Origin of the sequence: Acidovorax sp. IB03, from assembly GCF_016406015.1 — a bacterium.
Classification (GTDB): Bacteria; Pseudomonadota; Gammaproteobacteria; order Burkholderiales; family Burkholderiaceae_C; genus Acidovorax; species Acidovorax temperans.
In genome coordinates, this window is record NZ_JAEFCH010000038.1 from 17,923 (window position 1) to 42,118 (window position 24,196).

Genomic DNA, 24,196 nt, shown 5'->3' on the forward strand with positions numbered 1-24,196 from the left:
GTGTACGGGGGAAAGGCGCACTTTATCGGGTTTGGACGGGCGCCGGGGCAGGAGGCCCGCGCCACGGCATTGCTGCTACATTCGGTGCGCCCTGCCCGCGTGTGTGGACGGGGCAGCCCCTCCTTGTTGTTCCAGCCGTTGCCCGCCATGTCCGCCGTCTCCCCCCGCAGCCGCTTTGGCCTGTACCTCGACCTCATCCGCTGGGACCGCCCCGCCGGCTGGCTGGTGTGCCTGTGGCCCACGCTCAGCGCGCTGTGGATTGCGGCCGACGGCTTTCCGGGCTGGCACCTGCTCATCGTGTTTGTGCTGGGCACCATCCTCATGCGCAGCGCGGGCTGCTGCGTGAACGACGTGGCCGACCGCGACTTTGACAAGCACGTCAAACGCACGGCGCAGCGCCCGGTGACCACCGGGCAGGTGTCCGTCAAGGAAGCACTGGGCCTGGGCGCAGTGCTGGCCCTGGTGTCGTTCGGCCTGGTGCTCACTACCAACATGGCGGCCGTCCTGTGGTCTGTGCCTGCCGTGCTGGTGGCCATTGCCTACCCGTTCACCAAGCGCATCATTGCCATGCCGCAGGCGGTGCTGGGCATTGCGTTCAACTTTGGCATCGTGATCGCGTTTGCCGCCGTGCAGGGTAGCGTGCCCGCAGTGGCGTGGTGGATGTGGCTGGGCAATATGTTCTGGGTGCTGGCCTACGACACCGAATACGCCATGGTGGACCGCGACGATGACCTCAAGATCGGCATCAAGACCTCGGCCATCACCCTGGGGCGCTTTGATGTGGCGGGCATTTCTCTGTTCTATCTGCTTTTCTTGGGCATTTGGGCGGTAGCGCTCGCCCCCTATGCGCTAGGTGCTATTTTTTATGTAGCAATGGCCGCCGCCTTGGCGCAGGCCGTGTGGCACTTCACGCTGATCCGCGCCCGCACCCGCGAAGGCTGCTTCAAGGCCTTCCGCATCAACCACTGGCTGGGCGCCACGGTGTTTGCGGGCATTGCGGGCAGCTACCTGTTGCGGTATTTGCTCACTAATTGATAGCTGCTAGCGCTTGTCGGATAAGCGCTAGAGCCAAAAAATGCTTCAAGCGCCAAATTCGTTGCCCAATTCATCGGCGCGCTTGCAAGCGGCCTGCATGGCGCGCTCGAACGCGGCACCCACGCCATCAGCCTCCATCGACTGCAGCGCGGCATAGGTGGTGCCGCCCTTGGATGTGACACGCTGGCGCAGCACGGCCGGGGGCTCGTCCGATCGGCGGGCCAGTTCCGACGCGCCTACAAATGTGCCTACGGCCAGCTGGTGCGCCTGCTGTTCGCTCAGCCCCATGCCGACGCCCGCGCGGGCCATGGCTTCGAGGAAGTAGAAAACGTACGCTGGGCCAGAGCCTGAGAGGGCCGTGACGGCGTCGAGCTGCTTTTCGCTTTCCACCCACAGGAATTCACCGGTAGACGCCATGATGGCTTCCACGCTCTGGCGTTCCGCTGCCGTGACGGCTGGGCGGGCGTACAGCGCGCTCATGCCCTTGCCCACCAGGGCGGGCGTGTTGGGCATGGTGCGCACCACGCGCTCAGAGCCCAGCCACTGGGCAATGCTGTCCGAGCGGATGCCTGCCGCCACGCTCAGGTGCAGAGCGGCTTGCGTGTGCGCCTTGGCTTGCGCGGCGGCGTCCTTGAAGGTTTGCGGCTTGACGGCCCAGACCACGATACCCGCGCGTTGCAGCGCAGGGCCCGCCTCGGCCTGCGCTTCGATACCGTAGTTCTTGCGCAGCGCCTCGCGCGCCTCGGCCCAGGGCTCCACCACCTCGATCTGGCTGGCAGGCAGCCCCTGGTGGATCAGCCCGCCAATGATGGCGCTGGCCATGTTGCCGCCGCCGATGAAGGCGATGGTGGGGAGGGATGGAGATGCGGCGGTTTGGCTCATGGGATGTGCAAGGTGGCAACAACAGGGGCCACGATGGTAGCGCCGCCGCGACTTGAGTTCACTCTGCGGTGGTTTGCCGCACCGCGTGTTCCCAGTTCGCCATCAACTCTTGCGCGCGGCCGTTGCTGAGCGTAGGCACAAAGCGCCGGTCGGCGCGCCACAGGTGGGAGAGTTCGTCGGTGCTGGCGTACACGCCGCTCGACAGGCCCGCCAGGTAGGCAGCGCCCAGGGCGGTGGTCTCAATCACGGCGGGGCGCACCACCGGAATGCCCAGCAGGTCGGCCTGGAACTGCATCAGCAAATCGTTCACGCACGCCCCGCCGTCCACGCGCAGCTCGCTCACCGGGGCACCGCCAGCGGCCACGGCGTCGCGGCTCATGGCCAGCAGCAGGGCGGCGCTTTGGTAGGCGATGCTTTCGAGTGCGGCGCGCGCAATGTGGGCAATGGTGGTGCCGCGCGTCAGGCCGGTGATGGTGCCGCGTGCGTCGGGCTTCCAGTAGGGCGCGCCCAGGCCGGTGAAGGCGGGCACCATCATCACGCCGCCCGAATCAGGCACGCTTTGCGCAAGCGACTCGACCTCGCTGCTGTTGGTGATGGCGCGCAGGCCATCGCGCAGCCACTGCACCACGGCGCCGCCCACAAACACGCTGCCTTCCATGGCGAACTCAGGCTGCTGGGAAGCCTGCGCTGCGCTGGTGGTGAGCAAGCCGTTTTGTGATGTCTGGAAGACATTGCCCGTATGCATCAGCATGAAGCAGCCGGTGCCATAGGTGTTCTTGGCCATGCCCGCCGTGAAGCAGGCTTGGCCAAAGAGTGCGCTTTGCTGGTCGCCCGCCACGCCGCCGATGCGGATGGAATGGCCCAGCAGGTCGGCGGCTGTGTCTCCAAAGTGCGCGGCGGACGGCAGCACCTCGGGCAGCAGGGCCTTGGGGATGCGCAGGAGCGCCAGCAGCTCGTCGTCCCACTGGTTGGTATGCACATTGAACAGCATGGTGCGCGCGGCATTGCTCACGTCCGTCACGTGTACCTGGCCGTGGGTCAGCTTCCACATCAGCCAGCTGTCCACCGTGCCAAAGGCCAGCTCCCCGCGCTCGGCCGCGTCGCGGGCGCCGGGCACATGGTCCAGCATCCATTGCAGCTTGGTGCCGGAGAAGTAGGCGTCTACCAGCAGACCCGTCTTGGCCTGGATGGTGCCGGCGTGGCCTTGTTCACGCAATTGCGCGCAGGCGGGTTCGGCGCGCCGGTCTTGCCACACGATGGCGTGGTGCACGGGCTGACCGGTTTTGCGGTTCCACAGCACGGTGGTTTCGCGCTGGTTGGTGATGCCCACCGCCCGCACGGCGTTGGCCGCTATGCCCGCCTTGGCCAGCGCGTCGCGCGCGGTGGCGAGTTGGGTGCGCCAGATTTCCAGCGGGTCGTGCTCCACCCAGCCGGGCTGGGGGTAGATCTGGGGCAATTCGAGCTGCGCCTGCGCCACGATGTGGCCGCGTTCATCGAACACGATGCTGCGGGAGCTGGAGGTGCCTTGGTCAAGTGCGAGCAGGTAGGTCATGGTCGAAAAATCCATTGGGTCAGGCCGCCACGGTGCAGATTACTCCGGCGTCTTGCAATAAAGCGGGAAAAGGCTCAGGCGGCGGCGCATCGGTGAATAGCCGCCCGATCTGATTGAGCGTGGCCAATTGCACCATGGCCGGGCGGTTGAACTTGCTGTGGTCGGCGGCCAGCCACACTTCGCGCGACTGCTCAATGATGGTTTGCGCCACCTTCACCTCGCGGTAGTCAAAGTCGCGCAGCGAGCCATCGGGCTCGATGCCCGAGATGCCGATGAGCGCGATGTCCACCTTGAACTGGCGGATGAAGTCCACCGCCGCCTCGCCCACGATGCCCCGGTCGCGCGCGCGCACCACCCCGCCAGCGACGATGACCTCGCACTCGGGGTTGCTGCTGAGGATGGCGGCCACATTCAGGTTGTTGGTGATGACGCGCAGGCCCCGGTGGTGCAGCAGCGCCTTGGCAATGGCCTCGGTGGTGGTGCCGATGTTCAGGATCAGTGAGCAGTCGTTGGGCACCTGTTCGGCCACGGCGCGCGCAATGCGGGCTTTGCCATCGGCGTGCAGGGTTTCGCGCTGGGTGTGGGCCAGGTTCTCCACCGTGGAGCTGGGCACGCGCACGCCACCATGAAAGCGGGTGAGCAGGCCAGATTCCGCCAGGCGCTGCACATCGCGGCGCACCGTCTGCAGCGTGACCCCCAGGGTGTCGGCAAGCTGTTCCACCGTGGCGGATTTGCGCGCACGCACTTCTTCAAGCAGTTGGAGTTGGCGGGGGTTGGTGTTCACGGTGGGGGGGCTGGGTGCGTGGGTTGTCACCGACTTGTAACAAATTTGAAACATCTGATCGGCGCGTCGATGGAGCGTTCGAGACTGTAAAGCGAAAAAAAACGAATGCATTAAGGGTAAACCTTGATTCGATTCGAACAAAAAAGAACAAAAATGAGCAAGTTCGAAAGTTGTGGGCTGCAGCTTAGGTGCGCAGTCCTTTCACACAGGCCCAAGGGGCGGAAGAGGATGCTTCATGCAGCTGGCGTTGGACAGCATCAGCAAGAAAGTCGGGGCGCAGACCTGGCTGTATGACATGAGCCTGGCGCTGCAAAGCAATGCCGTGACGGTATTGCTGGGCGCGACCCAGGCGGGCAAGACGAGCCTGATGCGCATCATGGCGGGGCTGGACGTGCCCACGCAGGGGCGCGTGCTGGTGGATGGCAAGGATGTGACGGGCACCCCTGTGCGCGACCGCAACGTGGCCATGGTGTACCAGCAGTTCATCAACTACCCCTCGATGAAGGTGTTTGACAACATCGCCTCGCCGCTGAAGCTGCGCGGCGAGAAAAACATCGACGCCCGCGTTCGCGAACTGGCCAGCCGCCTGCACATCGAGATGTTTCTGGACCGCCTGCCCGCCGAGCTGTCGGGCGGCCAGCAGCAGCGCGTGGCGCTGGCCCGTGCGCTGGCCAAGGGCGCGCCGCTGATGCTGCTGGACGAACCCCTGGTGAACCTGGACTACAAGCTGCGCGAGGAACTGCGCGAGGAGCTGACCCAGCTGTTTGCCGCCGGGCAATCCACCGTGGTGTATGCCACCACCGAGCCGGGCGAGGCCCTGCTGCTGGGCGGCTACACCGCTGTGATGCACGAAGGCCGCTTGCTGCAATACGGCCCCACGGCCGAGGTGTTCCATGCACCCAATTCGCTGAGCGTGGCGCGCGCTTTCAGCGACCCGCCGATGAACCTGATGACCGCCACCCGCCAGGACGGCGGCGTGCGCCTGAGCGACGGCACCGTGCTGCCACTGCCTTTGCCACCCGCGGCCAGCGCCTCGCTCACCGTGGGCGTGCGCGCCAGTGCGCTGCGCGTGCAGTCACGGCCGGGCGATGTGGAAGTGCAGGGCGTGGTGGAGCTGGCCGAGATTTCGGGCTCTGACACCTTTGTGCACGTGGACACGCCCTGGGGCGAACTGGTAGCCCAGCTCACCGGGGTGCATTACTTTGAACTGGGCGCACAGGTTCGCCTGCACCTGAACCCGGCCCAGGCCTATGTGTTCGGTGCGGACGAGGCTCTGGTGCTGGCCCCCCAGCGCGCGGGAGGACGCTGAACCATGGCACATATCCAGCTGGATCTGGCCCATTCCTACCGGCCCAACCCGCAGCAGGACAGCGACTACGCGCTGCTGCCGCTCAAGATGGACTTTGAAGACGGTGGTGCCTATGCGCTGCTGGGCCCCTCGGGCTGCGGCAAAACCACCATGCTCAACATCATGTCGGGCCTGTTGGTGCCTTCGCACGGCAAGGTGCTGTTCGATGGCCGCGATGTGACGCGCGCCACGCCGCAGGACCGCAATATTGCCCAGGTGTTCCAGTTCCCGGTCATCTACGACACGATGACGGTGGCTGAGAACCTGGCCTTCCCGCTCAAGAATCGCAAGGTGCCCGAGGCGCAGATCAAGCAGCGCGTGGGCCAGATTGCCGAAATGCTGGAGATGAGCCACCAGCTCGACATGCGTGCGGCGGGCCTGTCGGCCGACCAGAAGCAGAAGATCTCGCTGGGCCGTGGCCTGGTGCGCTCGGACGTGGCGGCGGTGCTGTTTGACGAGCCGCTCACCGTGATCGACCCGCACCTCAAGTGGCAATTGCGCCGCAAGCTCAAGCAGATTCACCATGAGCTCAAGCTCACGCTGATCTACGTGACGCACGACCAGGTGGAAGCGCTGACCTTTGCCGACAAGGTGGTGGTGATGAGCCGTGGCCGTGTGATGCAGCTGGGCACGCCCGATGCGCTGTTTGAAAAGCCCGCGCACACCTTTGTGGGCCACTTCATTGGCTCGCCCGGCATGAACTTCCTGCCCGCGGTGGTGGATGGCGCCACGCTGCAGGTGGCGGGCCAGCGCATGGCATTGCCTGCCCGCAGCTTGCCCGCAGGCGCTTTACAGGTGGGCGTGCGGCCTGAATATCTGGCTCTGTCTGCCCCGCAAGCCGCAGGCGCACTGCAGTGCCGCGTGGCACAGGTGCAGGACATCGGCACCTACCAGATGCTTACCGCCCAGGTGGGCGATCACACCATCAAGGCCCGCGTGGCCCCCGAGGTGGCCTTGCCCGCGGTGGGCGACAGCATCTGGCTGCAGGTGCTGGGTGAGCACACCTGCTTCTATCAAAACGAGGAGTTGTTGGCATGACGGCCCACCCCCTGAGCCGCTGCGCGGCTTCCCCCTGCGAGGGGGACGACGCCCTTTGCTGCGGGGCGGCCCTTGCTGGGCGTCCCGCTGATGGCGCTGCGCCCGTGTCATGCGCTGTGGCTGGCATCACTCTTTTGGAGTCTCTGGCATGAGCGTGACTACGAAACCCGTCAACCAGAAAGCCTGGTTCCTGATCCTGCCCGTCATCATCTGCGTGGCCTTCTCGGCCATCCTGCCGCTGATGACGGTGGTGAACTATTCGGTGCAGGACATCATCAGCCCCGAGCGCCGCGTGTTTGTGGGCACAGAGTGGTTCGTGCAGATCATGCGCGATGAGGAGCTGCACGCTGCGCTCTTGCGGCAGATCACCTTCTCGCTGGCGGTGCTGGCGGTGGAGATTCCGCTGGGCATCCTGCTGGCGCTGTCCATGCCCGCGCAGGGCTGGAAGTCGTCGGCAGTGCTGGTGGTGGTGGCACTGTCGCTGCTGATTCCGTGGAACGTCGTGGGCACCATCTGGCAGATTTATGGCCGGGCCGACATTGGCCTGATGGGCCGACTGCTGCAGGAGATGGGCATTGACTATAGCTACACCGGCAACGCCACGCAGGCGTGGCTCACGGTGCTGCTGATGGACGTGTGGCACTGGACGCCGCTGGTGGCGCTGCTGGCGTTTGCCGGGCTGCGCTCCATTCCGGATGCGTACTACCAGGCTGCGCGCATTGACGGTGCCAGCAAGTTCGCGGTGTTCCGCTACATCCAGCTGCCCAAGATGCGTGGCGTGCTGATGATTGCCGTGCTGCTGCGCTTCATGGACAGCTTCATGATCTACACCGAGCCCTTCGTGCTGACGGGTGGCGGGCCGGGCAATGCGACCACCTTCCTCAGCCAATACCTCACGACCAAGGCCGTGGGCCAGTTTGACCTGGGGCCTGCGGCGGCGTTCTCGCTGATCTATTTCTTCATCATCCTGCTGCTGTGCTTCATCCTCTACAACTGGATGCAGCGCGTGGGCACCGTCAGCGACGAAGGGGCTGGCCATGAATGAAAAGCGCTTCCAGAAGCGGACGCTGTTCCTCTTCGCGTACCTGTTGTTTGCCGTGTTGCCCATCTACTGGATGATCAACATGAGCTTCAAGACGAACGAGGAGATTCTTTCGACCTTCACGTTCTTCCCGCAGCACTTCACCTGGGCCAACTACAAGACCATCTTCACCGATGAGAGCTGGTATTCGGGCTACATCAACAGCCTGATTTACGTGAGCATCAACATGGTGATCACGCTCACCGTGGCCCTGCCCGCAGCCTATGCGTTTTCGCGCTACAGCTTTCTGGGTGACAAGCATGTGTTCTTCTGGCTGCTGACCAACCGCATGACGCCGCCCGCCGTGTTCCTGCTGCCGTTCTTTCAGCTCTACACCACCGTGGGGCTCATGGACACGCACATCGCCGTGGCGCTGGCGCACTTGCTGTTCAGCGTGCCGCTGGCGGTGTGGATTCTGGAAGGCTTCATGAGCGGCATCCCGCGCGAGATTGACGAGACGGCGTACATCGACGGCTATAGCTTCCCGCGCTTCTTCCTCACCATCTTCCTGCCGCTCATCAAGGCGGGTGTGGGGGTGGCGGCGTTCTTCTGCTTCATGTTCAGCTGGGTGGAGCTGCTGCTGGCCCGCACGCTGACCAGCGTGAACGCCAAGCCCATCGTCGCCACGATGACGCGCACGGTGAGCGCCAGCGGCATGGACTGGGCAACGCTGGCCGCCGCCGGGGTGCTAACCATCGTGCCCGGTGCCATCGTGATCTGGTTTGTGCGCCACTACATCGCGAAGGGCTTCGCCATGGGCCGCGTCTGACGTGAAGGGAAGCAAACATATGAACCAAAACAATTCCCAGCGGCGCGCGCGATGCGTCCAGTGCCAGCGGCAGCCGTGGAGCGGGCTTCGCCCGGCCACTGGCTGCGTCCCTCTGGGGGGAAGCGCCGCAGGCGCTCAGGGGGGTCGCCATGTTTGACTGGATGGCCTGGACCACGCCCGTAGCCGTGTTCTTCACCTGCATCGTGCTCATGCTCATCGGCATGACGGTGTGGGAAATCAAATCACCCACCACCCTGCGCAAGGGCTTTTTGCCCATTGCCACCACGCGGGGGGATCGCCTCTTCATCGGCCTGTTGTCGGCCGCTTATGTGAACCTGATTTTTGTGGGTCTGAGCGGGCGCATGGCGCAATGGCTCAGCCTGGAGAACGAGCCTTCGGTGTGGATCAGCTTCGTCTTGTCGATGGCGTTGCTGGGGCTGATTCTGCGCAAGGGTTGACGGATATTTGCTATTGAAATGAGAGCTGGTAGCGCTTTTAAATAAAAGGTTTGAGCATTAAAAGTGTTTTAAACCCTTTGAAATCAAGCGCAAGCAGCTATCGTTTTTGACGGTGTGCCAAGCGCCGGCCTGATTCCCCCCGGGGCCGGTGTTGTTCTACCCAAGGGGGTTCCATCTGAGGAGACAGCAATGAAGGTGCAGTTCAAGGCGATTGCGTTCGCCGCCGCGACCCTGGTTTTGGGTCACGCCGCCTGGGCCGGCGAGGCAGAGGCCAAGAAGTGGATCGACAGTGAGTTTCAGCCATCCACGCTGAGCAAAGACCAGCAGATGGCCGAGATGAAGTGGTTCATCGAAGCCGCCAAGAAGCTGCAGGCCAAGGGCGTGAAGGAAATCTCGGTCGTCTCCGAGACCATCACCACCCACGAATACGAAGCCAAGACCCTGGCCAAGGCGTTCACTGAAATCACGGGCATCACCGTCAAGCACGACCTCATCCAGGAAGGCGATGTGGTCGAGAAGCTGCAGACCTCCATGCAGTCGGGCAAGTCGATTTACGACGGCTGGATCTCTGACTCGGACCTGATCGGCACCCACTACCGCTACGGCAAGATCCTGAACCTGACCGACTACATGGGCGGCGCAGGCAAGGAGTGGACCAACCCCGGTATCGACATCAAGGACTACATCGGCACCAAGTTCACCACCGGACCTGATGGAAAGATGTACCAGCTGCCCGACCAGCAGTTTGCCAACCTGTACTGGTTCCGCGCCGACCTGTTTGAGCGCAAGGACCTGAAGGACAAGTTCAAGGCCAAGTATGGCTACGACCTGGGTGTGCCACTGAACTGGTCCGCCTACGAAGACATCGCCGAGTTCTTCACCAACGACGTCAAGCAAATCGACGGCAAGGCCATCTACGGCCACATGGACTACGGCAAGAAGGACCCATCGCTGGGCTGGCGCTTCACCGATGCATGGCTGTCCATGGCTGGTTCCGCCGACATCGGCACGCCCAACGGTCTGCCCATCGATGAGTGGGGCATTCGCGTGGCTGACGACAAGTGCACCCCTGTGGGCGCCAGCGTGGCCCGTGGCGGTGCGACCAACTCGCCCGCCGCTGTCTACGCGCTCACCAAGTACGTGGACTGGATGAAGAAGTACGCGCCCAAGGAAGCCATGGGCATGACCTTCGGCGAAGCCGGCCCTGTGCCCGCGCAAGGCCAGATCGCCCAGCAGATCTTCTGGTACACCGCCTTCACGGCCGACATGACCAAGCCCGGCCTGCCCGTGGTGAACGCCGACGGCACACCCAAGTGGCGCATGGCCCCCGGCCCCAACGGCCCTTACTGGAAGCAAGGCATGCAAAACGGCTACCAGGACGTGGGCAGCTGGACCTTCTTCAAGGACCACGACGCCAACAAGACGGCTGCCGCCTGGCTCTATGCCCAGTTCGTGACCGCCAAGACCACTTCTCTGAAGAAGACCCTGGTGGGCCTGACACCGATCCGCGAATCGGACATCCAGAGCAAGGCCATGACCGACGCAGCCCCCAAGCTGGGCGGCTTGGTCGAGTTCTACCGCAGCCCCGCCCGCGTGGCATGGTCGCCCACCGGTACCAACGTGCCTGATTACCCCAAGCTGGCCCAGCTGTGGTGGAAGAACGTGGCCCAGGCAGTGACGGGTGAAAAGACCCCGCAAGGCGCCATGGACACGCTGGCTGACGAAATGGACCAGGTGATGGCCCGTCTGGAACGCGCTGGCATGGCCAAGTGCGCGCCCAAGCTGAACAAGAAGGAAGACCCCAACAAGTGGCTGAGCGACAAGCAAGCCCCTTGGAAGAAGCTGGCCAACGAAAAGCCAAAGGGTGAAACCATCGCGTACCAAACCCTGCTGGACGCCTGGAAGGCTGGCAAGGTGCGCTAATCAGCGCTGGTCTGACGGGTTCCACGGCCCGTCAGACCCATTCCCGGGGTGGGCAGTTTTTTCCTGGTGCCCCGCGGGAGGCTCTGGCTTCAGGCCCCCTGCCGATCCAGAAGATCGGCAGCTGGTGGCCATGCACCAAGGTCAGAAATTACGGGTAAACCCTTACTTAATACCCTATCCCATGGACAATCGGATCCCATGACCAACGTTTCTGCACCCCTCTCCACCCAGCGCTCCGATTTGTTGGACCGCCTGGCCCAGCCGCATGTCTACGATCTGGCCGTGATCGGCGGCGGAGCAACCGGCCTGGGTGTGGCGCTGGACGCTGCCGCGCGAGGGTTCAGCGTGGTGCTGGTGGATTCACATGATTTCGCCAAGGGAACGTCGTCGCGCGCCACAAAGCTGGTGCACGGAGGCGTTCGCTATCTGGCACAAGGCAACATCTCCCTGGTGCGCGAGGCGCTGCACGAGCGCACCACGCTGCTCAGCAACGCGCCCCACCTGGCGCAACCCCTGGCGTTCGTGATGCCCTCCTATCGCTGTTGGGAGACTCCGTTTTATGGCATCGGCCTCACGATGTATGACGCCCTTGCAGGCAAGGCCGGCCTGGGGTCCACCCAATTTCTGGGGCGTGAACGCACCCTCCAGTGCCTGCCCACCGCCCGGCAGGATGGCCTCAAGGGTGGGGTGAAGTACTGGGATGGTCAGTTTGATGACGCCCGCCTGGCCTTGGCCTTGGCCCGCACTGCGGCAGCCCGGGGCGCTCTACTGGTCAATTACTGCCCCGCCAAGAAGCTGGTGCATGAAGGTGGGCGCGTGACTGGTTTTGAGTGTGAAGACGCTGAAACCGGCCGCTCCTTCACCGTGCGGGCCCGCTGCGTGGTGAATGCCACTGGCGTGTGGGTGGATGGGCTGCGCCAAATGGATGGCGAAGCCATCGGCAAGCCCGTCAAACCCATGGTTGCCCCCAGCCAGGGTGTGCACATCGTGGTGGATCGGGAATTTTTGCCATCCGACCACGCGCTGATGGTGCCCAAGACAGCCGACGGGCGGGTGCTGTTTGCCGTGCCTTGGCTGGGCAAAGTCATTCTGGGCACCACCGACAGTCCGCGCCAGGATGTGGTGCGTGAGCCGCTCCCATTCAAGGAAGAAGTAGCCTTCATCCTGAACGAATCTGCACGTTATCTATCGCGCGCGCCCAAGCAGGAAGACATTCGCAGCATCTGGGTGGGCCTGCGGCCCTTGGTCAAACCGCAGGATGATGATGGCGGTAACACCAAGAGCATCAGCCGCGAACACATCGTGCTGGCCAGCCGCAGTGGCCTGGTCACCGTGACGGGCGGCAAATGGACCACCTACCGGGCCATGGCGGAAGACGTGCTGCAAAAGTGCTTCGACACGGGGGGGCTCCCTCCCAAGGCGGCCGGCATTACCAATCAGCTTCCGCTGGTCGGATCCCCTGCAGGTGCCGTTCAACACAGCATCAGCGACGCCCCTGGCATCCATCTCTATGGCGCAGAAGCCGCCGCAGTGGCGGCCTTGCCAGGTAGCGCCAAGGAGTTGGGCGGGGGCTTGACGGAAGCCATGGTGCGCTTTGCCGCGCAGTTCGAATACGCACGAACGGTGGAGGATGTGCTCGCACGCCGTTCTCGCCTGCTGTTCCTCGATGCGCGCAAAGCCATCGACATGGCCCCTGCGGTCGCAGGCATCCTCCAGGAAGAGTTGGGCATCGACCCCCAGCTGCCTGCCTTCTTGGCATTGGCGCAACAATATTTGCGCCCAGAAATGTGATAAGCGCTTGACTAGGCGCTTTCACTTTGCAATAATCGTGGGCTTCGCGTTCAAAGCGCGGAGTTTCTGCCCAGCGGGAAGTGCTGCAAATGGTTTGCGGTGCGGACGACGGGCCCAAGACTGACTGGCTGATTTGCGGCCCTTGAGAAGTTCTCTGGGGCTGTTGTCTTCTGGTGCAAGTTGGGAATATTGAAATGATCCAAACAGAATCTCGGTTAGAGGTTGCCGACAATACCGGCGCTAAGTCCGTCCTTTGCATTAAGGTGCTGGGTGGCTCTAAGCGTCGCTATGCAAGCGTTGGCGACATCATCAAGGTGAGCATCAAGGAAGCCGCTCCACGTGGCCGCGTCAAAAAAGGCGAGGTTTACAGTGCAGTGGTGGTTCGCACGGCGAAGGGTATTCGTCGCGGCGACGGTTCGCTCGTCAAATTCGACGGCAACGCTGCAGTGTTGCTGAATGCAAAGTTGGAGCCTATCGGCACCCGCATCTTTGGACCCGTGACGCGCGAGCTGCGTACCGAAAAGTTCATGAAGATCGTGTCCCTGGCTCCTGAAGTTCTCTAAGGACGCGCTATGAACAAGATTCGCAAAGGCGACGAAGTCATCGTGCTGACGGGGCGCGACAAGGGCAAGCGCGGCACAGTGTCGTTGCGCAAGGATGACTCTTATCTGGTCATCGATGGCATCAACCTGGTCAAGAAGCACGTCAAGCCAAACCCTATGAAGGGCACAACTGGCGGCATCGTTGAAAAGGCTATGCCAATCCATCAGTCCAACGTGGCCATCTTCAATGCGGCTACTGGCAAGGCTGATCGCGTAGGCATCAAGGTGCAAGCTGACGGTTCGCGCGTTCGCGTGTTCAAGTCCAGCGGCGCTGAAATCAAGGCGGCCTAAGGGGTAAACATGGCACGACTGCAAGACATTTACCGCGACAAAGTCGCTCCCGAGCTGACCAAGCAGTTCGGTTACACCTCGCCCATGCAAGTCCCACGTCTGACCAAGATCACCCTGAACATGGGTGTGAGCGAAGCCGTTTCGGACAAGAAGGTGATGGACAACGCCGTGGCTGACCTGACCAAGATTGCTGGTCAAAAGCCTGTGGTGACCAAGGCCAAGAAGGCTATCGCTGGTTTCAAGATCCGCGAAGGCCAAGCTATCGGCTGCATGGTGACCCTGCGTGGCGTTCAGATGTATGAATTCCTGGATCGTTTCGTGACCGTGGCTCTGCCCCGCGTCCGTGACTTCCGTGGTATCTCCGGCCGCGCTTTCGACGGTCGTGGCAACTACAACATCGGTGTCAAGGAACAGATCATTTTCCCTGAAATCGAGTATGACAAGGTTGACGCTCTGCGCGGCCTGAACATCAGCATCACCACAACGGCCAAGACCGACGAAGAAGCCAAAGCGCTTCTGGCAGGTTTCCGTTTCCCGTTCAAGAACTGAGGCGAAGCATGGCTAAAGTAGCTTTGATCCAGCGCGAACTGAAGCGCGAAAAACTGGCCGCCAAGTACGCAACCAAGTATGCGGAACTGAAGGCGATTGCTGGCGATGCCAAGCGCAGCGACGAAGAGCGTGAAGCAGCCCGCCTGGGCTTGCAAAAGCTCCCTCGCAACGCCAACCCAACGCGTCAGCGCAACCGTTGCGAAATCACCGGTCGTCCACGCGGTACGTTCCGTCAATTCGGTCTGGCCCGCGCCAAGATCCGTGAACTGGCTTTCAATGGCGACATCCCCGGTGTCACCAAGGCCAGCTGGTAAGCAGGCAGGAGAGATTAAACATGAGCATGAGTGATCCCATCGCTGACTTGCTGACCCGCATCCGTAACGCACAGATGGTGTCCAAAGCAACGGTTCAGGTACCTTCCTCCAAAGTGAAGGTTGCCATCGCCCAAGTGCTGAAGGACGAGGGTTATATCGACGGCTTCCAAGTGAAAACTGAAGCTGGCAAGTCCGAACTTGAAATCGCCCTGAAGTACTACGCAGGCCGTCCAGTGATTGAGCGCATCGAGCGCGTCAGCCGCCCTGGTCTGCGTGTCTACAAAGGCCGTGATTCCATTCCACAAGTCATGAACGGTCTGGGTGTGGCAATTGTCACGACTCCCAAGGGCGTGATGACTGATCGCAAAGCGCGTGCTACCGGTGTCGGTGGCGAAGTGCTGTGCTACGTGGCCTAACCGCGGCATTGAGGAGTAACTGAAATGTCCCGAGTAGGAAAAATGCCCGTGACCATCCCCGCTGGCGTGGATGTGTCGATCAAAGACGACCAGATCTCTGTGAAGGGTTCTGGTGGTACCTTGTCTCTGGCGCAAAACGTGCTGGTCAAGGTGTCTAGCAATGATGGCAAGCTGAGCTTCGAGCCCGTGAATGACTCGCGTGAAGCCAACGCCATGAGCGGAACCCTGCGTCAACTGGTCAACAACATGGTTGTTGGCGTGAGCAAAGGCTTTGAGAAAAAGCTGAGCTTGGTTGGTGTGGGTTACAAGGCTGCAGCATCAGGTTCCAAGCTGAACCTGGCTGTTGGTTATTCGCATCCCGTCAACTTTGAAATGCCTGCTGGCATCACCGTTGCCACCCCAACGCCCACTGAAGTGGTTGTGAAGGGTGCTGACCGTCAGCGCGTAGGTCAAATTGCTGCTGAGATCCGTGCTGTTCGTCCTCCCGAGCCCTATAAGGGTAAGGGTATCCGCTATGCGGACGAAAAGATCACGATCAAAGAGACCAAGAAGAAATAAGGAGCTGCAACATGTTGACAAAGAAAGAGCAGCGTCTTCGTCGTGCCCGTCAAACCCGCATTCGCATTGCCCAGCAAGGCGTGGCCCGTTTGACTGTGAATCGGACGAACCTCCATATCTACGCCAGCGTGATCTCTGGCGACGGCAGCAAGGTGCTGGCAAGTGCTTCCACGGCAGAAGCCGACGTGCGCCAGTCGCTCGGCGGCTCGGGCAAGGGTGGCAATGCCGCCGCAGCCCAGCTGATCGGCAAGCGTATCGCTGAAAAGGCGAAGGCAGCAGGCGTCGAGAAGGTTGCATTTGATCGCGCAGGTTTCGCTTACCACGGTCGCGTCAAGGCTTTGGCCGATGCAGCCCGCGAAGCTGGTCTGCAGTTCTAAGCGGAGCGGAATAAAAAATGGCTAAATTTCAACCCAAAGTGCAAGACGAAGGTCGTGACGACGGTCTGCGCGAAAAAATGATCGCGGTCAACCGCGTGACCAAAGTCGTGAAGGGCGGCCGTATTCTCGGTTTTGCTGCACTGACTGTGGTTGGCGACGGTGATGGCCGCGTCGGCATGGGCAAGGGCAAATCCAAGGAAGTGCCTGCTGCCGTGCAGAAGGCGATGGAAGAAGCTCGCCGCAACATGGTCAAGGTTTCGCTGAAGAACGGCACCATCTATCACAACGTCACGGGCCACCATGGCGCCGCTGTCGTGATGATGGCGCCCGCTCCAAAGGGTACCGGCATCATTGCTGGTGGTCCTATGCGCGCAGTCTTTGAAGTGTTGGGCGTGACGGATATCGTGGCCAAGAGCCATGGTTCCTCCAATCCTTACAACATGGTTCGCGCAACGTTTAACGCCCTTGTCAATTCGACGACTCCGTCGAACGTGGCAGCCAAGCGTGGCAAGACAGTCGAAGACATCTTCGCCTGAACCGGAGTCTGAAATGACAACGCAACAAACCGTCAAGATTCAACTGGTGCGCAGCCCGATTGGCACCAAAGAGTCGCACCGCGCCACCGTCCGTGGTCTGGGTCTGCGCAAGCTGAACAGTGTCAGCGAACTGCAAGACACGCCCGAAGTGCGCGGCATGATTAACAAGATCAGCTATCTGGTCAAAATCGTCTGAGAGATCGATCATGGAACTCAATAGCATCAAGCCCGCAGACGGCGCCAAGCATGCCAAGCGCCGCGTAGGCCGTGGCATTGGCTCCGGTCTGGGTAAGACCGCTGGCCGTGGTCACAAGGGTCAAAAGTCGCGTTCCGGCGGCTATCACAAGGTGGGCTTCGAAGGCGGTCAAATGCCTTTGCAGCGTCGCCTGCCAAAGCGCGGTTTCAAGTCGCAGTCTCTGAAGTTCAACGCAGAAGTCACTTTGTCTGCTCTGGAACAACTCGGCCTGCCTGAAGTCGACGTGTTGGCTCTGAAGCAAGCAGGTTTGATTGGTGAGCTGGCCAAGGTGGTCAAGGTCATCAAGACCGGCTCTCTGACCAAGGCCGTCAAGCTGACTGGCATCGGTGCAACGGCAGGTGCCAAGGCAGCTATCGAAGCTGCTGGCGGCTCCCTCGCCTGATAGCACTCCCCAAGGAAGGCATCTGTGGCAACTAGCGCAGCTCAAATTGCAAAGACCGGCAAGTTCGGCGACTTGCGTCGTCGGCTGGTTTTTCTGTTGCTTGCGCTGGTCGTGTATCGCATCGGGGCTCATATCCCTGTGCCAGGCATCGATCCAGCCCAACTTCAGCAGTTGTTCAGTGGACAACAGGGCGGCATCCTGAACTTGTTCAACATGTTCTCGGGTGGCGCTTTGTCTCGCTTCACGGTTTTTGCACTGGGGATCATGCCGTACATCTCGGCATCGATCATTTTGCAGTTGATGACTTACGTCATTCCTACCTTTGAGCAATTGAAGAAGGAAGGCGAGGCCGGCCGCAGAAAGATTACCCAGTACACACGTGCTGGTACTTTGGGTCTGGCGCTTTTCCAGTCGTTCGGCATTGCTGTTGCGCTGGAAAGCTCTGCAGGTCTGGTGCTGAGTCCTGGTTTTGGTTTCCGTCTTACGGCGGTGGTGAGTCTGACTGCTGGAACAATGTTCCTGATGTGGTTGGGTGAGCAAATCACTGAGCGTGGTTTAGGCAACGGCATTTCCATCCTGATCTTTGCAGGTATTGCCGCAGGGCTCCCAAGCTCTATTGGTGGTTTGCTGGAATTGGTCAGTACTGGCGCGATGTCAGCACCTGCTGCGATCTTCATCGTACTGGTGGTGGGTCTGGTAACATACTTCGTTGTGTTCGTGGAGCGAGGCCAGCGCAAGATTCTCGTGAACTATGCCCGTCGTCAGGTGGGGAACAAGGTTTACGGCGGTCAGGCGTCTCATCTGCCCCTGAAGTTGAACATGGCCGGCGTGATTCCACCGATCTTTGCATCGTCGATCATTCTGTTGCCGGCAACAGTAGTGAATTGGTTCAGTGCAGGCGATTCGATGCGTTGGCTGAAGGATATCTCTGGTGCACTGACCCCTGGTCAGCCCATCTATGTGATGTTCTATGCGGCCGCCATCATCTTCTTCTGTTTCTTCTATACGGCGTTGGTTTTCAACAGCCGCGAGACGGCAGATAACCTGAAGAAGAGCGGTGCCTTCATCCCTGGAATTCGCCCAGGCGAGCAAACTGCCCGCTACATTGACAAGATTCTGGTTCGCTTGACTCTTGCCGGTGCTGTGTACATCACCTTTGTGTGCTTGCTGCCCGAGTTCTTGATTCTCAAGTACAACGTGCCGTTCTACTTTGGTGGTACATCGTTGTTGATCATTGTGGTGGTGACCATGGACTTCATGGCCCAGGTTCAGAACTACATGATGTCGCAGCAATACGAGTCTCTGCTCAAGAAAGCTAATTTCAAGGGTGGCAGTGCTGGTTGAAGCATGATTTCTGAGTAGCCAGTGCTGCTCAGAAGTTATGAAATTAAGTTAAGTGAGCGCCCCACGAGTTTTCGCGGGCACGCATTGTGTTCCGTGCAAAGCAGCCGGGACGGATGGAAAAGTTTTAGGAGAATGCAATGAGAGTTTCGGCTTCGGTCAAAAAAATCTGCCGCAACTGCAAGATCATCCGCCGCAAGGGTGTGGTGCGCGTGATCTGCACGGATCTGCGTCATAAGCAGCGCCAAGGTTGATTCGAAAGTATTAGAGGACGCATATGGCACGTATCGCTGGCATCAACATTCCGCCTCACAAGCATGCGGAAATCGGTCTGACCTCCATTTTTGGCATTGGTCGCACCCGCGCTCGCAAGATTTGCGAAGCAACTGGCATCGCTTACACCAAGAAGATCAAGGATCTGACGGATAGCGATCTGGAAAAAATTCGCGAGCAAATCGAACAGTTCACCATTGAAGGTGACCTGCGTCGCGAAACCACCATGAACATCAAGCGTTTGATGGACATTGGCTGCTACCGTGGTTTCCGCCATCGTCGTGGTCTGCCGATGCGTGGTCAGCGTACGCGTACCAACGCCCGTACTCGCAAGGGTCCGCGCAAGGGTGCAGCTGCACTGAAGAAATAAAGAGATTGAAAGATCATTATGGCTAAGTCTCCTGCCAATAACGCAGCTCAGCGCGTTCGCAAGAAGGTTCGCAAGAACGTTTCGGACGGTATTGCACACGTGCATGCCTCCTTCAACAACACGATCATTACCATTACCGATCGTCAAGGCAACGCTTTGTCTTGGGCGTCGTCTGGTGGTCAAGGTTTCAAGGGCTCGCGCAAGTCCACTCCCTTCGCAGCACAGGTGGCTTCCGAAGTGGCTGGCCGCGCTGCCATTGACCAAGGTATCAAGAACCTGGATGTCGAGATCAAGGGTCCTGGTCCAGGTCGTGAATCCTCTGTGCGCGCTCTGGGCGCCTTGGGCATCCGCATCACATCGATTTCCGATGTGACGCCTGTGCCGCACAATGGCTGCCGCCCTCAAAAGCGTCGCCGTATCTAATTTTTTTAAGCCCACCGCCGTCTGTAGACGCGTAAGCGCTCCAGGCGGCTCCCGCAATGGTTTGCGGTAGATGACATAAAAGGAAGCTCAAGTGGCACGTTACCTCGGCCCCAAGGCCAAACTTTCCCGCCGTGAAGGCACGGACCTGTTCCTGAAGAGTGCTCGTCGCTCCATCGCTGACAAGTCCAAGTTCGATTCCAAGCCTGGTCAGCATGGTCGCACCTCCGGCGCCCGTACCTCTGACTACGGACTGCAGCTGCGCGAAAAGCAAAAAGTCAAGCGCATGTACGGCATTTTGGAAAAGCAATTCCGCCGTTACTTCGAAGCCGCTGATGGCAAGAAGGGTAACACTGGTGCGAATCTGCTGTTCCTGTTGGAGTCACGCCTGGACAACGTCGTGTATCGCATGGGCTTTGGCTCGACACGTGCAGAAGCCCGTCAGTTGGTTTCGCACAAGGCGATCACTGTGAACGGCCAGTCGGTCAACATCCCTTCGTACCTTGTGAAGGTCGGTGATGTGGTCGCTGTACGTGAGAAGTCCAAAAAGCAGGCCCGTATCACTGAAGCACTGCAACTGGCCGCTCAAGTGGGCATGCCCGCTTGGGTTGATGTGAATGCCGACAAGGCAGAAGGTGTCTTCAAGAAGGTGCCTGATCGTGATGAATTCGGTGCGGATATCAACGAATCCCTGATCGTTGAGTTGTATTCGCGCTAATCACTCGATCTAGTTTTCGAGTAAACCGTTCCTAAACCGCGAGGCATCGCGGTTTAGGCGCTTCACCAGCCTTACCGGTGTAACGAGCTGGGGGTATTGAGAGGAAGTTTGAATGCAAACCAATTTGCTGAAACCCAAGACGATCAATGTCGAGCAGCTGGGCCACAACCGCGCCAAAGTGGCTCTGGAGCCGTTTGAGCGGGGCTATGGCCATACACTGGGCAACGCTATCAGACGCGTTCTGCTTTCGTCTATGGTGGGTTACGCAGCGACTGAAGTCACCATTGCCGGTGTGCTTCACGAGTACTCCTCTATTGATGGAGTTCAAGAAGATGTGGTGAACATTCTCTTGAACCTGAAGGGTGTGGTGTTCAAGCTCCACAACCGTGATGAAGTGACCCTGAGCCTGCGCAAGGACGGCGAAGGCGTCGTGACCGCACGTGATATTCAGACACCCCACGACGTAGAGATCGTCAACCCCGATCACGTGATCGCACACTTGTCGCAGGGCGGCAAGCTGGACATGCAGATCAAGGTGGAAAAGGGCCGTGGTTATGTGCCTGGCAGCATGCGTCGTTACGCCGACGAGGCTACTAAATCTATTGGCCGTATTGTTCTCGACGCCTCTTTCTCTCCAGTCAAGCGCGTTAGCTACACAGTCGAAAGTGCCCGCGTGGAGCAGCGTACCGATCTGGACAAGCTGGTTGTAGAGATTGAAACCAATGGCGCGATCACTGCGGAAGATGCGGTGCGTGCGTCTGCCAAGATTTTGGTGGAGCAGTTGGCTGTGTTTGCCCAGCTGGAAGGCGGCGAACTGACAGCTTTTGAGACACCTTCGGGCCCACGTGGCGGTGCTACGTTCGATCCGATTTTGCTCCGCCCAGTGGATGAATTGGAACTGACAGTGCGTTCTGCCAACTGCCTCAAGGCAGAGAACATCTATTACATCGGTGATCTGATTCAGCGCACCGAAAACGAGTTGCTCAAGACGCCTAACCTTGGTCGTAAGTCGCTCAACGAAATCAAGGAAGTCCTGGCTTCCCGCGGTCTCACCTTGGGTATGAAGCTTGAGAACTGGCCACCAGCCGGTCTCGACAAGCGTTAAGTTATAATTTTCGGTTCTCTGAATGGGAACAGTGCGTTGGGCAGTACCTGATACGGCTGCTCAATTTAATTAAAGTAAAAGGAAAGCACCATGCGCCACGGACACGGCCTCCGTAAACTCAATCGCACCAGCTCGCACCGCCTTGCGATGCTGCAAAACATGATGAACTCGCTCATCGAGCATGAGGCCATCAAAACAACGGTCCCCAAGGCTAAAGAACTTCGCCGCGTGATCGAGCCCATGATCACTTTGGCTAAAGAAGACTCCGTCGCCAACCGTCGCCTCGCATTCAACCGTCTGCGTGACCGTGACAGCGTTACCAAGCTCTTCAACGAACTGGGCCCACGCTTCAAAGCCCGTCCCGGTGGCTACACACGCATCTTGAAGATGGGTTTCCGTGTGGGCGACAATGCTCCTATGGCTTACGTCGAACTGGTTGATCGTGCTGCGGAAACTGAAAATTCTTCGGCAGCTGCTGAATAATAGGGTATAATTTAAATCTACCGCGCGATGGAGCAGTCTGGTAGCTCGTTGGGCTCATAACCCAAAGGTCGGAGGTTCAAATCCTTCTCGCGCAACCAACAAAATAGCGGTTCTCGCTAACAGTAAACGCCCACTTTTCAGTGGGCGTTTTTATTTGTGCCCAAGTTGTGCCCACTCTGTGCCCGCGTTGTGCCCACGCGGATTCAGCCGATCACTATTGCGACCATTGGGTAGATTTGGCACGTTTTACTTTAGTGACTGACTCTTCAAGGTTGGTTGCTGTCAGCTAATTCTGTAAATCTGACGTCCGCTGCGCCTCAAAGTGAATCGCCTTGGGGCGATTCAAAAGAGTTTCCGGACTTTGTGTACGACCGAGCTAGCTGCTGCTCGATCAAGCTGTTTTGGCGGCGCAGTCACTCAGCGAAACAGACAGGTCAGCAGCAGATGGGCGGCCCTATCTGCCGGCACTGGCTAGTTTTTTAGGCTGACCCGAAGGGATTCGACAAGGGCTTGCGCCGCTCGATTCGGGTGCTGCATCAACGGAACAATGACTCCGATTTCAAATTTTTGTATGGGATCAAGAGGTAGTGAAATCAGACCTTCTCGCTGATGTTCAGGTAAGCTGATGCTGGTGACGATCGTTACACCCAGGCCAGCACGCACCAGCTCGATGGCTGCCCCCGCATCACCGACCTCAATCACGAACTTTGGACTGACGCCCGCCGCCGCAAACCAGTTTGCGACCATCGGCCGGATCACACCACCAGGCTTGATCCCGACGACAGGTATGCCATCAATGTCAGCGGGCGAGACATTCACTCCACCATGAAGGAAGCCAGGCGCGGACGCGACACACAGGAGCTCGCTGTCAAATAGCTTCGTCGCAATAGCCCCGTCCATTTCCGGTGGCAACGAAAGAATGCCCAGATCCGCTTGGGCAGAGCTGATCCGATGCATGATGGTCAGCCGATGGTCCACATCGACATCCAGTTTCAGTCCCGGATGCGCGACTGCAAATTGCCCGATCGCATTCATGATGCGGCCGCTCGCAAGGGCCTGTGTGAGGAGCACGCGGACAGTAGCCCGCTCATGGTTGGCGATCTGTTGCGCGGCGGCCTTGATACCGTCCAGACCGTCGTAGAGCCTGTTGACCTCTGCCATGAGTTGCAGAGCCTCCGGCGTAGGGGTCAGCTTGCCACCGCGTCGACTGAAAAGCTCGAACCCCACCTCTTTTTCGAGACCACTGATCAGGTAGCTTATAGCGGGTTGCGTGATCGCCATCGCCGAACTGGCGCGCACCATGCTGCCCTCGCGCATGACGGAGCGGAACGCCTCGATTTGTCTCAACTTGAGTGCCACGGCATTGCCCCGACAATGAGTTCAAATTACGACGCCAGAGACTCTCACACGAGACAGGAGTCTTTCGACGGACGAGGATGCGAGTCCCAGATGATCGATCAAATCATTACCCGCAAGAAAATCCTCTCCAACGATCAGTTCTGCCATGCTGATCATGGCCTGTGTGTAAGGCATCTCGACGTTGGCCACACGGCCAAGTGCCATGAGGAATACGAGCCCATATGGCACATCTTCCGACAGGTATCGGGTATCGATCTGGGTGGGCCCGGGCGGTCCGCCACGCTTCTTGTGCAGTTCGGCGGCGATGTCCTCTAGGCGATCCCCTTCGGTCTTGAACGATTGCGAGAAGTGTTGCTTGACGCTGCGCACCTCGATACCGAATGCACCGGCAACGGCCAGGCGTTCAGCGTCGATGGCCTCAATGGCGCAGGACACGCGAGGCGTCATGTAGTGATACTGGGGCCAGTTTTCTGCTCGCTCAATCCTCGTCCAATTGAACAATGCGAGCGGCACGTGTGTGATAGCGCTGGTATTCGCAAGGCTGGAGACAAGCGGGTCTTCTTCCACGTTGAACCCGTCGCCAAACAGCGCTTCACAAGCAGCGAGCGCCTGAGGGGCGGCCGTCTGTGGCAGACAGGAGATCGCAACCTGGCTGCGCCGAGTCATGATGTTCACCTGAGCCGGCCCCTTGCGCCGCGCCGTGAGGGCGGTCGTGCCGAAGCTCGCAACACAAAGGGCAATTCCACGCGCGACCGCGCGCTCATACAGGTACAGCGATGACAACGATCCCATGGAACTGACAATCACCAGCTGCCCGGACCGTAGATTCGGCAAAAGTGCGTCCATCACTGCCTTATGGGCATTGAGTGGGACAGCAATCAGGATAACGTCGGACTGTGCCGCCAGCGTCTGCGCGCTATCGGTGGCCCCCACGGCAAGCGTCGCTTCCAATGCACCCATTGCGCTCAACGGCTCGTCTCGCAGCGCATTTGCGCTGCCGCTAGGTGCCCACACCGAAACCCCATGACCGCGCTGGGCGGCCCAGGCCGCGCTCGCCAAGCCGATGCTCCCGGCACCCACAATTCCGACTTTGATCCGGTTCACTTTTCTTCCATCTTCGTTTCGCATACGCTTGTATCTTTAAACCAGACCAGCGCGGTAGAGTCTGAACGCCGTTGAGGCGGC

Annotated in this window: 30 protein-coding genes and 1 tRNA gene; 26 read left to right on the forward strand and 5 right to left on the reverse strand. The window is 59.8% G+C overall.

The window, feature by feature from the left end; genetic code table 11:
• Positions 1-147 precede the first annotated feature (147 nt).
• The gene (gene ubiA, locus IHV84_RS16730; RefSeq protein WP_198847709.1) at positions 148-1,035 is read left to right on the forward strand and encodes a 4-hydroxybenzoate octaprenyltransferase; all 888 of its coding nucleotides are present in this window, start codon (positions 148-150) and stop codon (positions 1,033-1,035) included.
• Between the two features lie 45 nt (positions 1,036-1,080).
• Here ubiA and proC read toward each other — a convergent pair whose 3' ends face one another.
• Genes proC through IHV84_RS16745 form a run of 3 tightly spaced genes read right to left on the reverse strand, consistent with a single transcriptional unit; the run spans position 1,081 to position 4,253 of the window.
• The gene (gene proC, locus IHV84_RS16735; protein ID WP_198847710.1) at positions 1,081-1,917 is read right to left on the reverse strand and encodes a pyrroline-5-carboxylate reductase; all 837 of its coding nucleotides are present in this window, start codon (positions 1,915-1,917) and stop codon (positions 1,081-1,083) included.
• 58 nt (positions 1,918-1,975) lie between these two features.
• Positions 1,976-3,469, reverse strand: a complete 1,494-nt coding sequence (gene glpK / locus IHV84_RS16740; RefSeq protein WP_198847711.1) for a glycerol kinase GlpK — start codon at positions 3,467-3,469, stop codon at positions 1,976-1,978.
• A 19-nt stretch (positions 3,470-3,488) separates the two neighbouring features.
• Entirely contained in the window at positions 3,489-4,253 is a 765-nt protein-coding gene (locus IHV84_RS16745; RefSeq protein ID WP_092698048.1) for a DeoR/GlpR family DNA-binding transcription regulator, read from the reverse strand.
• Between the two features lie 235 nt (positions 4,254-4,488).
• Between IHV84_RS16745 and IHV84_RS16750 the strand changes: the two genes are divergently transcribed.
• The 25 genes from IHV84_RS16750 to IHV84_RS16870 all read left to right on the forward strand — a co-directional run bounded on the left by IHV84_RS16750 (position 4,489) and on the right by IHV84_RS16870 (position 21,750).
• Positions 4,489-5,562: an ABC transporter ATP-binding protein gene (locus IHV84_RS16750; RefSeq protein WP_198847712.1), complete on the forward strand. Its 1,074-nt coding sequence runs from the start codon at positions 4,489-4,491 to the stop codon at positions 5,560-5,562.
• A gap of 3 nt (positions 5,563-5,565) precedes the next feature.
• Positions 5,566-6,639: an ABC transporter ATP-binding protein gene (locus tag IHV84_RS16755; protein ID WP_198847713.1), complete on the forward strand. Its 1,074-nt coding sequence runs from the start codon at positions 5,566-5,568 to the stop codon at positions 6,637-6,639.
• A gap of 148 nt (positions 6,640-6,787) precedes the next feature.
• Positions 6,788-7,684 (forward strand): carbohydrate ABC transporter permease, encoded by an 897-nt coding sequence (locus IHV84_RS16760; protein WP_198847714.1) that lies wholly within the window; start codon positions 6,788-6,790, stop codon positions 7,682-7,684.
• Positions 7,677-8,489, forward strand: a complete 813-nt coding sequence (locus IHV84_RS16765; protein WP_111867249.1) for a carbohydrate ABC transporter permease — start codon at positions 7,677-7,679, stop codon at positions 8,487-8,489. The genes IHV84_RS16760 and IHV84_RS16765 overlap by 8 nt, the downstream gene beginning before the upstream one ends.
• A gap of 149 nt (positions 8,490-8,638) precedes the next feature.
• The gene (locus IHV84_RS16770) at positions 8,639-8,947 is read left to right on the forward strand and encodes a DUF2160 domain-containing protein (protein WP_044399245.1); all 309 of its coding nucleotides are present in this window, start codon (positions 8,639-8,641) and stop codon (positions 8,945-8,947) included.
• Positions 8,948-9,136: 189 nt separating this feature from the next.
• Positions 9,137-10,870: an ABC transporter substrate-binding protein gene (locus tag IHV84_RS16775; protein ID WP_198847715.1), complete on the forward strand. Its 1,734-nt coding sequence runs from the start codon at positions 9,137-9,139 to the stop codon at positions 10,868-10,870.
• A gap of 198 nt (positions 10,871-11,068) precedes the next feature.
• Positions 11,069-12,661 (forward strand): glycerol-3-phosphate dehydrogenase/oxidase, encoded by a 1,593-nt coding sequence (locus tag IHV84_RS16780; protein ID WP_198847716.1) that lies wholly within the window; start codon positions 11,069-11,071, stop codon positions 12,659-12,661.
• Between the two features lie 194 nt (positions 12,662-12,855).
• Positions 12,856-13,224, forward strand: coding sequence for a 50S ribosomal protein L14 (gene rplN, locus IHV84_RS16785; protein WP_007861702.1), 369 nt, complete (start codon positions 12,856-12,858; stop codon positions 13,222-13,224).
• Positions 13,225-13,233: 9 nt separating this feature from the next.
• On the forward strand, positions 13,234-13,554 hold the full coding sequence (gene rplX / locus IHV84_RS16790; protein ID WP_011793787.1) for a 50S ribosomal protein L24: 321 nt from the start codon (positions 13,234-13,236) through the stop codon (positions 13,552-13,554).
• 9 nt (positions 13,555-13,563) lie between these two features.
• Positions 13,564-14,103: a 50S ribosomal protein L5 gene (gene rplE, locus IHV84_RS16795; protein ID WP_044399265.1), complete on the forward strand. Its 540-nt coding sequence runs from the start codon at positions 13,564-13,566 to the stop codon at positions 14,101-14,103.
• A gap of 8 nt (positions 14,104-14,111) precedes the next feature.
• Positions 14,112-14,417: a 30S ribosomal protein S14 gene (gene rpsN, locus IHV84_RS16800; RefSeq protein WP_044399267.1), complete on the forward strand. Its 306-nt coding sequence runs from the start codon at positions 14,112-14,114 to the stop codon at positions 14,415-14,417.
• A 20-nt stretch (positions 14,418-14,437) separates the two neighbouring features.
• Complete coding sequence (gene rpsH, locus IHV84_RS16805; RefSeq protein ID WP_044399270.1) at positions 14,438-14,833, forward strand: 30S ribosomal protein S8; 396 nt, start codon at positions 14,438-14,440, stop codon at positions 14,831-14,833.
• 24 nt (positions 14,834-14,857) lie between these two features.
• Positions 14,858-15,391, forward strand: coding sequence for a 50S ribosomal protein L6 (rplF, locus tag IHV84_RS16810; RefSeq protein ID WP_044399272.1), 534 nt, complete (start codon positions 14,858-14,860; stop codon positions 15,389-15,391).
• Positions 15,392-15,402: 11 nt separating this feature from the next.
• Positions 15,403-15,768, forward strand: a complete 366-nt coding sequence (gene rplR, locus IHV84_RS16815; RefSeq protein WP_044399274.1) for a 50S ribosomal protein L18 — start codon at positions 15,403-15,405, stop codon at positions 15,766-15,768.
• A 17-nt stretch (positions 15,769-15,785) separates the two neighbouring features.
• On the forward strand, positions 15,786-16,304 hold the full coding sequence (rpsE, locus tag IHV84_RS16820) for a 30S ribosomal protein S5 (protein ID WP_198847717.1): 519 nt from the start codon (positions 15,786-15,788) through the stop codon (positions 16,302-16,304).
• A 13-nt stretch (positions 16,305-16,317) separates the two neighbouring features.
• Positions 16,318-16,500 carry a 50S ribosomal protein L30 gene (rpmD, locus tag IHV84_RS16825; protein ID WP_063462383.1) on the forward strand — a complete coding sequence of 61 codons (183 nt, stop codon included), beginning with the start codon at positions 16,318-16,320 and terminating at the stop codon, positions 16,498-16,500.
• A 10-nt stretch (positions 16,501-16,510) separates the two neighbouring features.
• On the forward strand, positions 16,511-16,942 hold the full coding sequence (gene rplO / locus IHV84_RS16830; RefSeq protein WP_066784382.1) for a 50S ribosomal protein L15: 432 nt from the start codon (positions 16,511-16,513) through the stop codon (positions 16,940-16,942).
• 24 nt (positions 16,943-16,966) lie between these two features.
• Entirely contained in the window at positions 16,967-18,286 is a 1,320-nt protein-coding gene (gene secY / locus IHV84_RS16835) for a preprotein translocase subunit SecY (protein WP_066698024.1), read from the forward strand.
• Positions 18,287-18,423: 137 nt separating this feature from the next.
• A complete protein-coding gene (gene rpmJ / locus IHV84_RS16840; RefSeq protein WP_005793651.1) occupies positions 18,424-18,537 on the forward strand; it encodes a 50S ribosomal protein L36 in 114 nt (37 codons plus the stop codon).
• Between the two features lie 23 nt (positions 18,538-18,560).
• Positions 18,561-18,926, forward strand: a complete 366-nt coding sequence (rpsM, locus tag IHV84_RS16845) for a 30S ribosomal protein S13 (protein ID WP_066698027.1) — start codon at positions 18,561-18,563, stop codon at positions 18,924-18,926.
• An 18-nt stretch (positions 18,927-18,944) separates the two neighbouring features.
• The gene (gene rpsK, locus IHV84_RS16850; RefSeq protein WP_005793662.1) at positions 18,945-19,349 is read left to right on the forward strand and encodes a 30S ribosomal protein S11; all 405 of its coding nucleotides are present in this window, start codon (positions 18,945-18,947) and stop codon (positions 19,347-19,349) included.
• 91 nt (positions 19,350-19,440) lie between these two features.
• On the forward strand, positions 19,441-20,064 hold the full coding sequence (rpsD, locus tag IHV84_RS16855) for a 30S ribosomal protein S4 (RefSeq protein WP_044399288.1): 624 nt from the start codon (positions 19,441-19,443) through the stop codon (positions 20,062-20,064).
• Between the two features lie 112 nt (positions 20,065-20,176).
• Entirely contained in the window at positions 20,177-21,169 is a 993-nt protein-coding gene (gene rpoA / locus IHV84_RS16860; protein WP_066698030.1) for a DNA-directed RNA polymerase subunit alpha, read from the forward strand.
• A gap of 90 nt (positions 21,170-21,259) precedes the next feature.
• A complete protein-coding gene (rplQ, locus tag IHV84_RS16865; RefSeq protein WP_066698045.1) occupies positions 21,260-21,652 on the forward strand; it encodes a 50S ribosomal protein L17 in 393 nt (130 codons plus the stop codon).
• 21 nt (positions 21,653-21,673) lie between these two features.
• Positions 21,674-21,750, forward strand: a tRNA-Met gene (locus tag IHV84_RS16870).
• Positions 21,751-22,123: 373 nt separating this feature from the next.
• Here IHV84_RS16870 and IHV84_RS16875 read toward each other — a convergent pair.
• Positions 22,124-23,011 carry a LysR family transcriptional regulator gene (locus IHV84_RS16875; protein WP_066690539.1) on the reverse strand — a complete coding sequence of 296 codons (888 nt, stop codon included), beginning with the start codon at positions 23,009-23,011 and terminating at the stop codon, positions 22,124-22,126.
• A gap of 21 nt (positions 23,012-23,032) precedes the next feature.
• Positions 23,033-24,139 (reverse strand): NAD/NADP octopine/nopaline dehydrogenase family protein, encoded by a 1,107-nt coding sequence (locus IHV84_RS16880; RefSeq protein ID WP_066690537.1) that lies wholly within the window; start codon positions 24,137-24,139, stop codon positions 23,033-23,035.
• Positions 24,140-24,196 lie beyond the last annotated feature (57 nt).

What these genes read in the sequence shown, in the direction of transcription:
- rpsH (WP_044399270.1), top strand. Translation starts at nt 14,438, where the DNA reads ATGAGCATGAGTGATCCCATCGCTGACTTGCTGACCCGCATCCGTAAC.
- rplX (WP_011793787.1), top strand. Translation starts at nt 13,234, where the DNA reads ATGAACAAGATTCGCAAAGGCGACGAAGTCATCGTGCTGACGGGGCGC.
- rpsN (WP_044399267.1), top strand. Translation starts at nt 14,112, where the DNA reads ATGGCTAAAGTAGCTTTGATCCAGCGCGAACTGAAGCGCGAAAAACTG.
- IHV84_RS16780 (WP_198847716.1), top strand. Translation starts at nt 11,069, where the DNA reads ATGACCAACGTTTCTGCACCCCTCTCCACCCAGCGCTCCGATTTGTTG.
- rplF (WP_044399272.1), top strand. Translation starts at nt 14,858, where the DNA reads ATGTCCCGAGTAGGAAAAATGCCCGTGACCATCCCCGCTGGCGTGGAT.
- rpsK (WP_005793662.1), top strand. Translation starts at nt 18,945, where the DNA reads ATGGCTAAGTCTCCTGCCAATAACGCAGCTCAGCGCGTTCGCAAGAAG.
- rpmJ (WP_005793651.1), top strand. Translation starts at nt 18,424, where the DNA reads ATGAGAGTTTCGGCTTCGGTCAAAAAAATCTGCCGCAACTGCAAGATC.
- IHV84_RS16755 (WP_198847713.1), top strand. Translation starts at nt 5,566, where the DNA reads ATGGCACATATCCAGCTGGATCTGGCCCATTCCTACCGGCCCAACCCG.
- rplN (WP_007861702.1), top strand. Translation starts at nt 12,856, where the DNA reads ATGATCCAAACAGAATCTCGGTTAGAGGTTGCCGACAATACCGGCGCT.
- IHV84_RS16770 (WP_044399245.1), top strand. Translation starts at nt 8,639, where the DNA reads ATGTTTGACTGGATGGCCTGGACCACGCCCGTAGCCGTGTTCTTCACC.
- IHV84_RS16750 (WP_198847712.1), top strand. Translation starts at nt 4,489, where the DNA reads ATGCAGCTGGCGTTGGACAGCATCAGCAAGAAAGTCGGGGCGCAGACC.
- IHV84_RS16775 (WP_198847715.1), top strand. Translation starts at nt 9,137, where the DNA reads ATGAAGGTGCAGTTCAAGGCGATTGCGTTCGCCGCCGCGACCCTGGTT.
- IHV84_RS16880 (WP_066690537.1), bottom strand. Translation starts at nt 24,139, where the DNA reads ATGCGAAACGAAGATGGAAGAAAAGTGAACCGGATCAAAGTCGGAATT.
- proC (WP_198847710.1), bottom strand. Translation starts at nt 1,917, where the DNA reads ATGAGCCAAACCGCCGCATCTCCATCCCTCCCCACCATCGCCTTCATC.
- IHV84_RS16760 (WP_198847714.1), top strand. Translation starts at nt 6,788, where the DNA reads ATGAGCGTGACTACGAAACCCGTCAACCAGAAAGCCTGGTTCCTGATC.
- rplO (WP_066784382.1), top strand. Translation starts at nt 16,511, where the DNA reads ATGGAACTCAATAGCATCAAGCCCGCAGACGGCGCCAAGCATGCCAAG.
- rpmD (WP_063462383.1), top strand. Translation starts at nt 16,318, where the DNA reads ATGACAACGCAACAAACCGTCAAGATTCAACTGGTGCGCAGCCCGATT.
- rpsM (WP_066698027.1), top strand. Translation starts at nt 18,561, where the DNA reads ATGGCACGTATCGCTGGCATCAACATTCCGCCTCACAAGCATGCGGAA.
- ubiA (WP_198847709.1), top strand. Translation starts at nt 148, where the DNA reads ATGTCCGCCGTCTCCCCCCGCAGCCGCTTTGGCCTGTACCTCGACCTC.
- IHV84_RS16765 (WP_111867249.1), top strand. Translation starts at nt 7,677, where the DNA reads ATGAATGAAAAGCGCTTCCAGAAGCGGACGCTGTTCCTCTTCGCGTAC.
- rplQ (WP_066698045.1), top strand. Translation starts at nt 21,260, where the DNA reads ATGCGCCACGGACACGGCCTCCGTAAACTCAATCGCACCAGCTCGCAC.
- rpsE (WP_198847717.1), top strand. Translation starts at nt 15,786, where the DNA reads ATGGCTAAATTTCAACCCAAAGTGCAAGACGAAGGTCGTGACGACGGT.
- glpK (WP_198847711.1), bottom strand. Translation starts at nt 3,469, where the DNA reads ATGACCTACCTGCTCGCACTTGACCAAGGCACCTCCAGCTCCCGCAGC.
- rpoA (WP_066698030.1), top strand. Translation starts at nt 20,177, where the DNA reads ATGCAAACCAATTTGCTGAAACCCAAGACGATCAATGTCGAGCAGCTG.
- rplR (WP_044399274.1), top strand. Translation starts at nt 15,403, where the DNA reads ATGTTGACAAAGAAAGAGCAGCGTCTTCGTCGTGCCCGTCAAACCCGC.
- rplE (WP_044399265.1), top strand. Translation starts at nt 13,564, where the DNA reads ATGGCACGACTGCAAGACATTTACCGCGACAAAGTCGCTCCCGAGCTG.